The organism is Streptomyces sp. SudanB5_2050 (genome assembly GCF_964272335.1).
Taxonomy (GTDB): Bacteria; Actinomycetota; Actinomycetes; order Streptomycetales; family Streptomycetaceae; genus Streptomyces; species Streptomyces rochei.
In genome coordinates this window covers 6763321-6776068 of sequence record NZ_OZ186760.1, presented here as the reverse complement: position 1 = coordinate 6776068, position 12748 = coordinate 6763321, and the positions used below count along the sequence as shown (strand labels likewise).

Annotated in this window: 9 protein-coding genes and 1 riboswitch; of the genes, 4 read left to right on the top strand and 5 right to left on the bottom strand. The window is 72.7% G+C overall.

The genetic code is table 11. From position 1 onward, the window contains the following. Window positions 1-114: 114 nt before the first annotated feature. Window positions 115-194: riboswitch (cobalamin riboswitch) on the bottom strand. A gap of 164 nt (window positions 195-358) precedes the next feature. Further along, window positions 359-1075, top strand: coding sequence for a GntR family transcriptional regulator (locus ACFZP7_RS29880; RefSeq protein WP_385636975.1), 717 nt, complete (start codon window positions 359-361; stop codon window positions 1073-1075). Here the strand turns inward: ACFZP7_RS29880 and ACFZP7_RS29875 are convergent. Genes ACFZP7_RS29875 through ACFZP7_RS29855 form a run of 5 tightly spaced genes read right to left on the bottom strand, consistent with a single transcriptional unit; the run spans window position 1051 to window position 5826 of the window. Continuing rightward, the gene (locus ACFZP7_RS29875; protein ID WP_385636972.1) at window positions 1051-2052 is read right to left on the bottom strand and encodes a proline racemase family protein; all 1002 of its coding nucleotides are present in this window, start codon (window positions 2050-2052) and stop codon (window positions 1051-1053) included. The genes ACFZP7_RS29880 and ACFZP7_RS29875 overlap by 25 nt on opposite strands. A 2-nt stretch (window positions 2053-2054) precedes the next feature. Further along, on the bottom strand, window positions 2055-2951 hold the full coding sequence (locus ACFZP7_RS29870) for a dihydrodipicolinate synthase family protein (protein ID WP_385636968.1): 897 nt from the start codon (window positions 2949-2951) through the stop codon (window positions 2055-2057). Then, on the bottom strand, window positions 2944-4416 hold the full coding sequence (locus ACFZP7_RS29865) for an NAD(P)/FAD-dependent oxidoreductase (protein ID WP_385636966.1): 1473 nt from the start codon (window positions 4414-4416) through the stop codon (window positions 2944-2946). Before ACFZP7_RS29865 ends, ACFZP7_RS29870 begins: the two co-directional genes overlap by 8 nt. After that, window positions 4388-4654 carry a (2Fe-2S)-binding protein gene (locus ACFZP7_RS29860; RefSeq protein ID WP_371321411.1) on the bottom strand — a complete coding sequence of 89 codons (267 nt, stop codon included), beginning with the start codon at window positions 4652-4654 and terminating at the stop codon, window positions 4388-4390. The genes ACFZP7_RS29865 and ACFZP7_RS29860 overlap by 29 nt, the downstream gene beginning before the upstream one ends. 5 nt (window positions 4655-4659) lie before the next feature. Beyond that, complete coding sequence (locus ACFZP7_RS29855) at window positions 4660-5826, bottom strand: FAD-binding oxidoreductase (protein WP_192340057.1); 1167 nt, start codon at window positions 5824-5826, stop codon at window positions 4660-4662. A 181-nt stretch (window positions 5827-6007) separates the two neighbouring features. Between ACFZP7_RS29855 and ACFZP7_RS29850 the strand changes: the two genes are divergently transcribed. From ACFZP7_RS29850 to ACFZP7_RS29840, 3 genes are all read left to right on the top strand, one after another. Beyond that, window positions 6008-7054 (top strand): endonuclease/exonuclease/phosphatase family protein, encoded by a 1047-nt coding sequence (locus ACFZP7_RS29850; protein WP_385636964.1) that lies wholly within the window; start codon window positions 6008-6010, stop codon window positions 7052-7054. A 93-nt stretch (window positions 7055-7147) separates the two neighbouring features. Next, entirely contained in the window at window positions 7148-8158 is a 1011-nt protein-coding gene (locus ACFZP7_RS29845) for a LacI family DNA-binding transcriptional regulator (RefSeq protein ID WP_210901062.1), read from the top strand. A gap of 253 nt (window positions 8159-8411) precedes the next feature. Further along, complete coding sequence (locus ACFZP7_RS29840; RefSeq protein WP_385636961.1) at window positions 8412-12701, top strand: discoidin domain-containing protein; 4290 nt, start codon at window positions 8412-8414, stop codon at window positions 12699-12701. The last annotated feature ends 47 nt before the right edge of the window (window positions 12702-12748 follow it).

The window sequence follows — 12748 nt, the reverse complement described above, 5'->3', positions numbered from 1 at the left end:
CACTTTCGCCTCGGGCCGTGCACCTACGGGAAGGAAGGAGCGGCTCCGGGCGCCGGGCGCCGGTAGCAGCACCCTCTCGCAGTCCACGGCGATCGACAGGAGCGTCACCACCGCGGGCGATCGGGCTCGCGGACCCCCGTACGGGACTCCGCCCACCGTTGCGGGTCAGCGCCGGATTTCGACCGGACTTCCCCCGCGGGGCGTTGGCAGCTTAACGCCTGACCGGTGCCCCGGTGCCTCCCGTCCGCCCCGTCGCGGGCACGTGAGACCGGTCACCCGCCTCCGTCCGGCCGGGCCCCGTGAGCAACGCGACATTGTAGGGTGAGGCCCGGTCGGACCCTGGCTCGGAGGAGCGCGCATGCCTCATCTCACGTCGCGGGCGATCCCGGCTCAGGCGCATCTGCGCGACCAGGTGGCCGACGCCGTCCGCGCCGCGCTCATCGCCGGCGAACTGCGTCCCGGCGTCGTCTACTCCGCCCCCCGCCTGGCGGCGGAACTCGGCGTCTCCGCGACCCCGGTGCGCGAGGCCATGCTCGACCTGGCCCGGGAGGGTCTGGTCGAGGCGGTCCGCAACAAGGGTTTCCGCATCACCGAGTTGACCGACCGTGACCTCGACGAGTACACGGACATCCGTACCCTGATCGAGGTCCCCACCGTGGGTCTGGTCGCCCGGACGGTGCCGGCCGAGCGCCTGGAGCGGCTGCGCCCCCTCGCGCGGCGGATCGTGACGTCGGCCCAGGAGCACGACGTCCTCCAGTACCTGGAGGCCGACCACCGTTTCCACCTGGAGCTGTTGTCGCTCGCCGGGAACCGGCGTCTGGTCGAGGTCGTGGCCGACCTGCGCAAGCGTTCGCGGCTGTACGGACTGGGCGACCTCGACGAGTCGGGCCGGCTGGTGGCCTCCGCCCGGGAGCACATCGAACTGCTCGACCTGGTCGTGGCCGGACGGGCACGGGAGGCGGAGGAGTGCATGCGCCGTCACCTCTCGCACATCCGCACCCTGTGGGCCGAGGGCCCGGCGGGTGCGGACGGCGGCGAAGGGGATGCCCCTCAGAGGGTGAAGCCCGCCGGGTAGGGGTCCGTCGGGTCGAGCAGGTACTGGGCGGTCCCGGTGATCCAGGCGCGTCCGGTGACCGACGGGAGGACGGCGGGGCGGTCCCCCACCGTGGTGGCGCCGAGGATCCGGCCCACGAAGCGGGAGCCGATGAACGACTCGTTGACGAAGTCCCGGCCGGCCGGCAGCAGGCCCCGGGCGTGCAGTTGGGCCATGCGCGCGCTGGTGCCCGTGCCGCACGGCGAACGGTCGAACCAGCCGGGGTGGATCGCCATGGCGTGCCGGGAGTGCTCCGCCGTCGACCCGGGTGCTTCCAGGTAGACGTGGTGGCACACGTCGATCTCGGGGTGCTCCGGGTGGGCCACCGGGTTCTGGGTGTTGACGGCGTCCATGACGGCCAGTCCGGCGTCGAGCATCCGCTGCTTGTGCGCCCGCGCGAAGGGGATGCCCAGGTCCTCCAGCCGGACGAAGGCGTAGAAGTTGCCGCCGTAGGCGATGTCGTAGCGCACCGGTCCGTAGCCGTCGACGTCGACGACCTGATCGAGGGCGTGGCAGTAGGAGGCGACGTTCTCCAGGGTCACCGACTCGGCGTGGCCGTCGCGTACGCGCACCCGGGCCGTGACCAGTCCGGCGGGGGTGTCGAGGCGTACCGTCGTCTCCGGTTCGACGGCCTCGACCATCCCCGTCTCGACGAGGACCGTGGCGACGCCGATCGTGCCGTGCCCGCACATCGGCAGGCAGCCGGACACCTCGATGTAGAGGACGCCGAAGTCGGCGTCCGGCCGGGTCGGTGGCTGGAGGATCGCGCCGGACATCGAGGCGTGTCCGCGGGGTTCGCACATGAGCAGGGTGCGCAGATGGTCGCGTTCCTCGACGAAGCGGCGGCGCCGTTCGGCCATCGTCGCCCCGGGGAGGGTCCCGATGCCGCCGGTGATCACGCGGGTCGGCATGCCCTCGGTGTGGGAGTCCACGGCGTGGTAGCAGACGGTGGAGCGCACGGTCAGTTCACCCCGGCGTCGACGAGCGCGCGGACGGTGGCGCGCAGGGCCTCCTCCGTCCGCGGGTCGAGCGGCTGCCGCGGCGGCCGGCAGACACCGCCGCGGCGTCCCGTCATGTCCTGGCCGAGTTTGATCGCCTGGACGAACTCCGTCCTGCTGTCCCAGCGCAGGATCGGGTGGAGCCGCCGGTAGAGGGGCAGGGCGGTGCCGAGGTCGCCGGCGAGCGACGCCTCGTACAGGGCGAGGCAGGCGCGGGGGAAGACCTGCGGGAAGCCGGCGACCCAGCCCTTGGCGCCCGCGGTGCCGACCTCCAGCACGGTGTCGTCGGTGCCGATGACGAGGTCCAGTCCCGGGGCCAGTTCGGAGATCTCGTAGCAGCGCCGCACGTCGCCGGAGAACTCCTTGACGCCGACGACGAAGCCCTCGGCGTGCAGTGTGGCGAGCAGTTCGGGGCGCAGGTCGACCTTGGTGTCGACGGGGTTGTTGTAGGCGACGACGGGGAGGCCGGCCGAGGCGACCAGCTCGAAGTGTTCGAGGACGGCGCGGTCGTCGGCCCGGTAGGAGTTGGGCGGCAGGCACATGACCGCCTGACAGCCCGCCTCCTTGGCGAACCGGGCGTGCCGCCTGGCCTCGACGCCGCCGTAGGCGCCGACGCCGGGCATGACGGTGAACCCGTCGGGGGCCGCGGCGAGGGCGGTCTCGACGACGCGGTCGCGCTCCTCGTACGTCAGTGTCTGGTACTCACCGAGCGAGCCGTTCGGCGCGACGCCGTGCACGCCGTCGGCGGCGAGCCGGGCGACGCTCTCGGCGTAGGCGCCGTGGTCGACGGTGAGGTCGGCGTTGAAGGGCAGGCTCGTGGCGACGACGACGCCGTGCCAGGGCTTGCGGTGCTCACTCATGGGCTGCTCCTCCTGTGTTCTCACGGGCGTGGTCCAGGTCGGCGAGGGCCCCGAGGGTGACGGGCGTCGCCACGAGCCGTTCGGTGGGTGTGTAGCTCCGGTGCGGTGCGACCAGGCAGTGCACGGCGGGACCGCAGACGCGGCCCTGGCACCACCCCATGCCGGCCCGGGTCAGTTGCTTGACCTGCCGGTGGTCGCGTGCCCCGCCGTCGGTGCGGGCGGCGCGGACGGCGCCCGCGGTCACCTCCTCGCACCGGCACACCACGGTGTCGTCGGTCAGCCACCGGGACCAGGCCGGCGGGACCGGGTGGGCGCGGGCCAGGGCGCGGGCGAAGGCCCGGTGCCGCTTCACCGTCGCGCGCACGGCGGCCCGGCGTCCGCGCCCGAGGAGGGGGGCGGCTCCGTGGTCGGCGAGGACCGACTCGGCGGCGAGGCGTCCCTCGGCGAGCGACAGGCGCGCCCCGCCCACCCCGCACACCTCGCCCGCCGCGTAGAGCCCGGGCACGGTGGTGCGTTGTCCCGGGTCGACGGCGACGACCGTGTTGCCGTCGTCGGAGTCGGCGAGGGCGCAGCCGAGCGGCACGAGCAGGTCGAGTTGGGGCACGAACCCCCACCCGACCCCGACCGTGTCGGCCTCGACGCGTCGTTCGGTGCCCGGGCGGGGGCTGCCGTCCGCCGCCAGGGAGGCGATCTCGACCGATGTCACGCGGTCGGTGCCCTCGGCCGCGACGATCGCCGTGCGCGGGCGGAACCGGACGCCGTGGCGGGCGAGCGTCAGCCCGTACCGCGCTCCCTCGGCCCCTTTGGCGGGGTTGCGCAGCAGGGGGCCGGGAGACCGCAGCCACGCCGACGGGCCGGCGGCCTCGCACACCGTGACCACTCGCGCGCCGCGGGCGGCGAGGGCGGCGGCGACCGGCAGCAGGAACGGTCCGGTGCCGCCCAGGGCCACCCGGTCGCCCGCCACGACTCCCCCGCCCTTGAGCAGTGCCTGGAGGCCGCCGAGGGTGAGCACTCCGGGCAGGTCCCAGCCGGGGAAGGGCAGTTGGCGGTCGTACGCCCCGGTCGCCACCAGCAGTCGTGGCGCCCGCAGCGTCCCGGCGGTCTCCTCGGGGGCCCTGCGCCGGTCGACGGTGTGCACCGTGAAACCGTCGTCGTCGCGGGTCACGGACCAGACGTGGTGGGCGAGGCGCAGGTCGAGCCGGCCCCGGTCACCGGCCGCCGCCAGCGCCTCGCGCAGGGCCCGGTACTCGCGCAGACCGTGGTGGAGGTCCGCGGTGGGGATCGCCGCTCGTGCGGTGTCCGGCGGGTGCCGCCAGTACTGGCCGCCGACGGTGCCGGCCGAGTCGACCAGCGCGACGCGCAGCCCTCCGGCGAGGGCCGTGACCGCCGCGGCCAGCCCGGCCGGTCCCGCTCCCACGACGACGAGGTCCGCCGTCTCACCCGTCGTCCCCATCGTCGTCCCCATCGTCGTCCTCCCGAGTCGTGACGGTCATGTCCGCGCGGGCCGGGAGCAGGCAGGCCCGCTGGCCCCGCACCCCGTCGACGGTCACCAGGCAGTCGAAGCAGACGCCGATCCCGCAGAAGACTCCGCGCGGGCGGCGTCCGACGCGGGTGGTGCGCCAGGCGACCCGGCCGGCGGCCACCAGGGCGGCGGCGACCGTCTGGCCCTCGGTGAAGTCCAGCGGTTCTCCGTCGACGGTCATCCGGGTCACCGGGAAGCACCTCCCCGGGTGACGAGGCGGTCGGGCAGCAGCGCGGTGTGCGCCGCCGGATCGGCTCCCCGCCAGGGCCGGCCGAGCAGATGGGCCGTCACCAGGGCACCGGTCGCGGGGGCGAGTCCGATGCCGGCGCCCTCGTGGCCGCAGGCGTGGACGACACCGGGGGCGCGCGGGTCCGGTCCGACGACCGGGAGGTGGTCCGGGCAGTACGGCCGAAAGCCCCGGTAGGTCCGGATGAGGTGGGTGCCGCGCAGGAAGGGGAAGAGCCGGCACGCCTGCGCGGCGAGGCGGGTGACGACGGCCGGGTTCAGCGTCGTGTCGAAGCCGACGCGTTCGCGGCTGGCGCCGATGAGGACGGTGCCGCCGCGGGTCCCCTCGACGACGCACGAGGTCTCCAGACCCGCGTCGGACGAGGCGACGCCCGCGACGTAGTCGGCGGAGTACACCTTGTGCCGGACCATCGGGGGCAGGGGCTCGGTCACCAGGACGAAGCCCCGGCGCGGCAGCACCTCGACGGGGGCGCCGAGCCGGCGGCCGACCTCGCCGCCCCAGGTGCCGGCGGCGTTGACGACGGCGTCGGCGGGCAGTACGTCACCGGCCGCCGTCCTGACTCCGGTGAGTGCGCCGTCGCGGCCGGTGACCGCCGCGGTGACCTCGGCCGTCCGGGTGCGGGCCCCGCGCCGCACGGCGGCGTCCAGCAGCGCCACCGCCGCCCGTACGGGCTGCACCTGGGCGTCCTGCGGATAGTGGACGCCGCCCGGGAGTCCCGGTGCGAGGTGGGGTTCGAGTTCCCGGACGCGGTCGACCGGTTCGACGCGGACGCCGGCCCGTGCCTGGCGGGCGGCGAACACGCCCAGTGCCGCGAGCCCTTCGTCCGTGCGCGCCACGACGAGCCCGCCCTTGGGTTCCAGCTCGAAGAGGTCCGCGCCGAGTTCGTCCCCGGCCTCGTCCCACAGCGCGCGGCTCAGCCGGGCCAGGTCGAGTTCGGGGCCCGGTTCCTTGTCGGACAGCAGGACATTGCCCTCGCCGCGGCTCGTGGTACCGGCACCGACGGGTCCGCGGTCGACGACCGTGACGTCCAGGCCCGCCGAGGCGGCGTGGAAGGCGCACGCGGCACCGACGACTCCCCCGCCCACGACGACGACCTTCAGGGTCATCGAGCCTCCTCGGTGCAATGTCACATGCCATCGGATGCCACCGCGCAGGCTATACACCGGCTCTCCCGGAGCACAACGGCCCGGTTCCGGCGGGTCCTCGCCGCGGCGGCACCCCCGGTCGGGGAACCTGATCCGCTCCGTGGCTCGTCCCGACGGGCAAGGACGAGCGGACGGAAGACGCATGGTGGAGCAGGCGGAGGAGCGGCGGCGACCGGAGGGTGCGGCGTGGGCGAGGGGGCTGACGGCACGGGTGACGCGCCCGTCGGGCGGGGGGCCGGACCGGCCGGTCCCGGGGGTCAGGCCGGTCCGGGGGCGCGGCCGCGTGATCACCGCGGCCGCGGTGCTGACGGCGGCCCTGTTGGTGCTGCACGGGGCGGTCCCCAACGCGGTGGGCCGGCTCGGCAGTCTGCTGGAGACGTTCCTGCCCTGGCTCGGCGCGGTGGTCGTGGTGCTGCTCGTCTGCGCGCTGGTACGCCGGTCGGTGCTCGCGCTGGTGGCCCTCCTGCTGCCGGTCGCGGCCTGGACGTACCTCTTCGGGCCCCTGCTGCTGCCCGCGCCGGAGCCCGGCGCGGACGAGCTGGTCGTGGTCCAGCACAACGTCAGCGACGAGAACGACGATCCCGCGGCCACCGCCCGCGCCCTGGCCGAGGCGGAACCCGACCTCATCGCCCTCCAGGAGCTGGTGTCCCCGGCGCTGGAGGTGTACGCCGGGACGCTCGCCGCCGACTACCCGTACCGGACGGTCCGGGGCACGGTCGGGCTCTGGTCGAAGCACCCCCTCACCGGCGCCCGGCCGCTGGACATCAAGCCGCGGGGCATCACGGAGGAGTGGAACCGGGGCCTGCGGGCGGTGGCCCGCACACCGCGCGGCGAGATCGCGGTGTACGTCGCGCACCTGCCCTCGGTCCGCGTCGGCGCGGGCGGCCTCGCGTCGGCCCGCCGGGACGAGAGCGCCGGGCTGCTGGGCGATGCCGTCGCGGCCGAGGAGGTGCCCCGGGTGATCCTGCTGGGCGACCTCAACGGGACGGTCGACGACCGCGCCCTCGATCCGCTGACCTCCCGGCTGGACGTCGCCGAACGCGGCGTGGCCCTGAGTTTCCCGGCCGCCTTCCCGGTGGCGCGGATCGATCAGGTGATGGCCCGCTCCGCGACCGTGCGCCACATCCGCGCCCTGCCCGCCACCGGAAGCGACCATCTTCCGGTCGCCGCGCGGATCCGGCTGGGCTGACGGCGGGCGCCGCCCGGGACGGGCCACCGGAGGTGACCGTCGCGGTGCGGCACGAGAGCAAGCCGTTTGCGGTGCTTGCGTTAGCCTTCCGCTGTGACGCGACGACTTGCTCAGGTGGCGAAGAAGGTTGGGGTCAGCGAGGCCACGGTCAGCCGGGTCCTCAACGGCAAGCCGGGGGTCTCGGAGGCGACCCGGCAGTCCGTGCTGAGCGCGCTGGACGTGCTGGGGTACGAGCGGCCGACCCAGCTGCGGGGCGAGCGGGCGCGTCTGGTCGGGCTGGTCCTGCCCGAGCTGCAGAACCCGATCTTCCCGGCCTTCGCCGAGGTCATCGGCGGCGCGCTGGCCCAGCAGGGACTGACGCCGGTGCTGTGCACCCAGACCAAGGGCGGCGTCTCCGAGGCCGACTACGTCGAGTTGCTGCTCCAGCAGCAGGTGTCCGGGGTCGTCTTCGCCGGCGGACTCTTCGCGCAGGCCGACGCCCCGCACGACCACTACCGGCTCCTCGCCGAACGCAACATCCCGGTCGTCCTGATCAACGCGTCGATCGAGAACCTCGACTTCCCGTGCATCGCCTGCGACGACGCGGTGGCCGTCGAGCAGTCCTGGCGGCACCTGGTCTCCCTCGGGCACCGGCGCATCGGCCTGGTCCTCGGTCCCTCCGACCACATCCCGTCGCGTCGGAAGCTGGCCGCCGCGCGGGAGGCGGCCGCCGCCATGGACGCCGAGCTGCCCGGCGAGTTCGTGGAGCGGTCGATGTTCTCCCTGGAGGGCGGCCAGGCAGCCGCCTCCCGCCTCATCGACCGCGGCGTCACCGGCATCATCTGCGCCAGCGACCCCCTCGCCCTCGGCGCCGTACGCGCCGCCCGCCGCCGCGGACTCGCCGTACCCCACGACGTATCCGTCGTCGGCTACGACGACTCCGCCTTCATGACCTGCACCGAACCCCCGCTCACCACCGTCCGCCAACCCATCGAAGCCATGGGACGCGCCGCCGTCGACCTCCTCTGCGCCCAGATCCAAGGCACCGAAGTCCCCCACGGAGAGCTGCTGTTCGAGCCGGAACTGGTCGTCCGCGGCTCCACCGCACAGGCCACCACCGAGTAACGGCCGCACCTCACACATCACCTTGCCCGCAAAAACTTGCGGGATATGAAAGCCGTGTGCGGCCGTCCGGCAGCGCGCACGAAAGCCCCTGATCCGAGGCCCGCCCCAGGCACCTCGCTGCCACCACGGGGCCCGCCACGGTCATTCACGGGCCAATTTCCGCTGCACCGGCCGTGGACGGCTCAACAATTCTCTGCAACTCTCTGAGCGCTCAGCGTAAATGCCAGAGAACCGAGGCGGAGATCGGGGACAGATGAGAAACCGGAACGGGAGATCACGTGCCCTGTGCACCGTGGTCGCGGCCAGTCTCCTGGCGTGGGGAGGTCCGCTGCTGTCGGCCACGGCAGCCGGTGGTCCCCACATCGCCGTGGGGGACCCCACGGCGGCGAGCAGCTCGCACGCCGAGTACGGCGCCGCCAACATCACCGACGGCAACCAGGCTTCGTACTGGCAGAGCGGCGGTGACGGGCTGCCCCAGTGGGTGCAGACCGACCTCGGTGCCACCGAGCGCATCGACGAGGTCGTCCTGAGACTGCCCGCCGGCTGGGAGCGCCGCGACCAGACGCTCTCCGTGCAGGGCAGCGCGGACGGCACCGGCTTCAGCACGCTGAAGAGCTCGGCCCGGTACACCTTCAGCCCGGGGTCGGGCAACACGGTCACCGTGAGCTTCCCCGCCACCGGGACGCGGTACGTACGGATCGCGATCACCGCGAACACCGGCTGGCCGGCGGCCCAGCTCTCCGAACTGGAGGTCCACGCGGCCGGGGAGTCGTCCGCGAACCTCGCCGCCGGACGGACCCTGACTGCGAGCGGTTCCACCGGGCAGTACATCCCCGGCAACGGCAACGACGGCGACCGGGCCACCTACTGGGAGAGCACCAACAACGCCCTGCCGCAGTGGCTGCGGGCCGATCTCGGCTCCTCCCGGCGTGTCGACCGCGTCGTGCTGCGGCTGCCGGACGGCTGGCCGAGCCGCAGCCAGACCCTGAAGATCCAGGCGAGCGACAACGGAACGGACTTCACCGACCTGACCGCCGCCCAGGCGTACCGCTTCGACGCGGCGGGCGGTCAGTCGGCCACGATCACCTTCGGCGCGACCACCACGCGCTACGTGCGCGTCCTGGTGACGGCCAACACCGGTCATCCGGCCGCCCAGGTATCCGAGTTGGAGGTCTACGGCCCGGCGACCGGCGACACACAGGCCCCGAGCGCACCGGCCGGCCTCGCCCTCACCGAGCCCGCCACCGACCGGATCAGACTGACCTGGAACGCGGCCACCGACGACCAGGGTGTCACCGGCTACGACATCTACGCCGACGGGAACCTGCTGACGTCGGTCGCGGGCGACGTCACCACGTACACCGACACCCGGCCGGCCGGCACGACCGTCACCTACTTCGTGCGGGCCAGGGACGCGGCCGGCAACCAGTCGGCCGACAGCAACTCCGTGACCCGACGGGCCGACACCGGCGACACCCAGGCACCCACCGCGCCCGCCGGCCTCGCCCTGACCGAGCCGTCCACCGGGCGGATCGAACTGACCTGGGACGCGTCGAGCGACGACAGGGGCGTCACCGCCTACGACGTCTACGCCGACAACCGGCTGCGCGCGAGCGTCCCCGGTGACGTGACCACCTACACCGACACCCAGCCCGTCTCCGCCCACGTGACGTACTTCGTGCGGGCGAAGGACGCGGCCGGCAACCAGTCGGCCGCCAGCAACTCCGTGACCCGCACCGGTACCGGGGGCGGCTCGAACATGGCCGTCGGCAAGCCGATCAGCGCCTCGTCGGTCATCCACACCTACGTCGCCGAGAACGCCAACGACAACAGCACCTCGACCTACTGGGAGGGCGCCGCGGGCAGTTACCCGAACACGCTCACCCTGAAGCTGGGCGCCGACGCGGACGTCGACCGCGTCGTCCTCAAGCTCGATCCCGGCACCAGCTGGTCGAAGCGCACCCAGCGGATCGAGGTGCTGGGCCGCGAGCAGGACGCCTCCGGCTTCACCGGCCTGGTCGGCGCCGAGGACTACGTCTTCGACCCGGCGAGCGGCGGCAACAGCGTGTCGATCCCCGTCGGCGACCGGGTCGCGGACGTCCAGCTCAGGTTCACCGCCAACAGCGGGGCGACGGCCGGGCAGATCGCCGAGTTCCAGGTGATCGGCACGCCCGCGCCCAACCCCGACCTCGAGGTGACGGGGCTGACCACCTCGCCCGCCTCGCCCGTGGAGTCCGACGAGATCACCGTGTCCGCCACCGTCCGCAACAGCGGCGCGGCCGACGCCCCGGCGGGCCGGGTGGCCCTGCGCCTGGGCGGCAGCAAGGTCGCCACCGCCGAGGTGGGTGCCCTCAAGGCGGGTGCCGAGGAGACGGTCAGCGCCTCCATCGGGGCCCGGGACGCCGGTTCGTACGAGCTGAGCGCGGTCGCCGACGAGGCGGACGCGATCATCGAGCAGAACGAGACCAACAACACCTACACCCGGTCCGAGCCGCTGGTGGTCAAGCCGGTCCAGAGCTCCGACCTGGTGGCCGCCGCGGTCACCACCTCGCCCTCCAGCCCGGCCGCGGGTGACGACGTGACCTTCAAGGTCGCGCTGCGCAACCAGGGCACCCGGGACACGGCGGGCGGCAGCCACCCGGTGACGGTCGCACTGGTCGACTCCGAGGGCGCCACCGTCAAGACCCTGACCGGCGCGCACGACGGTGTCATCGCCGCCGGCGCGACGACTCCCGCACTGAACCTCGGCACCTGGAAGGCGGCCGACGGCTCGTACACCCTGAAGGTCGAGGTCGCCGACGACGCGAACGAGCTGCCGGTCAAGCGGGAGAACAACACCTCCGAACAGCCGCTCTTCGTCGGGCGCGGCGCCGACATGCCGTACGACACGTACGAGGCGGAGGACGGCACGGTCGGCGGCGGCGCGCAGGTGGTCGGTCCCAACCGGACCATCGGCGACATCGCGGGCGAGGCGTCCGGCCGCAGGGCCGTGCACCTGGACGCGACCGGTGAGTACGTCGAGTTCACCACCCGCGCCGAGACCAACACACTGGTGACCCGCTTCTCGATACCGGACGCGCCGGGCGGCGGGGGCATCGACTCCACCATCAACGTCTACGTCGACGGCGTCCTGCGGAAGGCGCTGCCGCTCACCTCGAAGTACGCCTGGCTGTACGGCGCCGAGGCCGCGCCCGGCAACGCGCCGAGCGCGGGCGCGCCGCGACACATCTACGACGAGGCGCACATCATGCTGGGCGGGACCGTCCCGGCGGGAAGCAAGATCCGGTTGCAGAAGGACGCCGCCAACACCACCGACTACGCGATCGACTTCGTCGACCTGGAGCAGGTCGCCCCGGTGCCCAACCCGGACCCGGCGGCGTACGCCGTGCCCGCCGGCTTCACGCACCAGGACGTGCAGAACGCCCTCGACCGGGTGCGCATGGACTCCACGGGCAAGCTGGTCGGCGTGTACCTGCCGCCCGGCGACTACCAGACGTCCAGCAAGTTCCAGGTGTACGGCAAGGCGGTCAAGGTGGTCGGCGCGGGTCCGTGGTTCACGCGGTTCCACGCGCCCGCCACGCAGGACAACACCGACGTCGGCTTCCGGGCCGATGCGAGCGCCAAGGGTTCGTCGTTCGCGAACTTCGCGTACTTCGGCAACTACACCAGCCGCATCGACGGGCCGGGCAAGGTGTTCGACTTCTCCAACGTGTCGGACATCGTCATCGACAACATCTGGAACGAACACATGGTGTGCCTCTACTGGGGCGCCAACACGGACCGGGTCACGATCAAGAACTCCCGGATCCGCAACATGTTCGCCGACGGCGTCAACATGACCAACGGCTCGACCGACAACCTCGTCTCCAACAACGACGCCCGGGCCACCGGTGACGACAGCTTCGCGCTTTTCTCGGCGATCGACGCGGGCGGCGCGGACATGAAGAACAACGTCTACGAGAACCTGTCGACGACGCTGACCTGGCGCGCCGCGGGGCTGGCCGTCTACGGCGGCTACAACAACACCTTCCGCAACATCCACATCGCCGACACCCTGGTCTACTCCGGCATCACCATCAGCTCGCTGGACTTCGGCTACCCGATGAACGGTTTCGGCACCGATCCGACGACCTTCGAGAACATCTCGATCGTCCGGGCCGGCGGCCACTTCTGGGGCAACCAGACCTTCCCGGGCATCTGGGTGTTCTCGGCGTCCAAGGTCTTCCAGGGCATCAGGGTCACCGACGTGGACATCGTCGACCCGACCTACAGCGGCATCATGTTCCAGACGGACTACGTCGCAGGACAGCAGCAGTACCCGATCAAGGACACGATCTTCACCGACGTCACCGTCTCGGGCGCGCGCAAGAGCGGTGACGCGTTCGACGCCAAGTCCGGCTTCGGTCTGTGGGCGAACGAGATGCCGGAGGCCGGGGAGGGCCCGGCGGTCGGTGAGGTCGTCTTCAACAACCTGACGCTCGAGGACAACGCCGTGGACATCAGGAACACCACGTCCACCTTCAAGATCATCCGCAACCCCTAGACCCGTCCCTGCCTTGTCGGACGGATCGACGACTGGCGCAAGTCTCT

Excerpts from the sequence above, each read along its gene's own strand:
- ACFZP7_RS29870 (WP_385636968.1), bottom strand. The coding sequence starts at position 2,951 with ATGAGTGAGCACCGCAAGCCCTGGCACGGCGTCGTCGTCGCCACGAGC.
- ACFZP7_RS29880 (WP_385636975.1), top strand. The coding sequence starts at position 359 with ATGCCTCATCTCACGTCGCGGGCGATCCCGGCTCAGGCGCATCTGCGC.
- ACFZP7_RS29850 (WP_385636964.1), top strand. The coding sequence starts at position 6,008 with ATGGTGGAGCAGGCGGAGGAGCGGCGGCGACCGGAGGGTGCGGCGTGG.
- ACFZP7_RS29865 (WP_385636966.1), bottom strand. The coding sequence starts at position 4,416 with ATGGGGACGACGATGGGGACGACGGGTGAGACGGCGGACCTCGTCGTC.
- ACFZP7_RS29855 (WP_192340057.1), bottom strand. The coding sequence starts at position 5,826 with ATGACCCTGAAGGTCGTCGTCGTGGGCGGGGGAGTCGTCGGTGCCGCG.
- ACFZP7_RS29860 (WP_371321411.1), bottom strand. The coding sequence starts at position 4,654 with ATGACCGTCGACGGAGAACCGCTGGACTTCACCGAGGGCCAGACGGTC.
- ACFZP7_RS29840 (WP_385636961.1), top strand. The coding sequence starts at position 8,412 with ATGAGAAACCGGAACGGGAGATCACGTGCCCTGTGCACCGTGGTCGCG.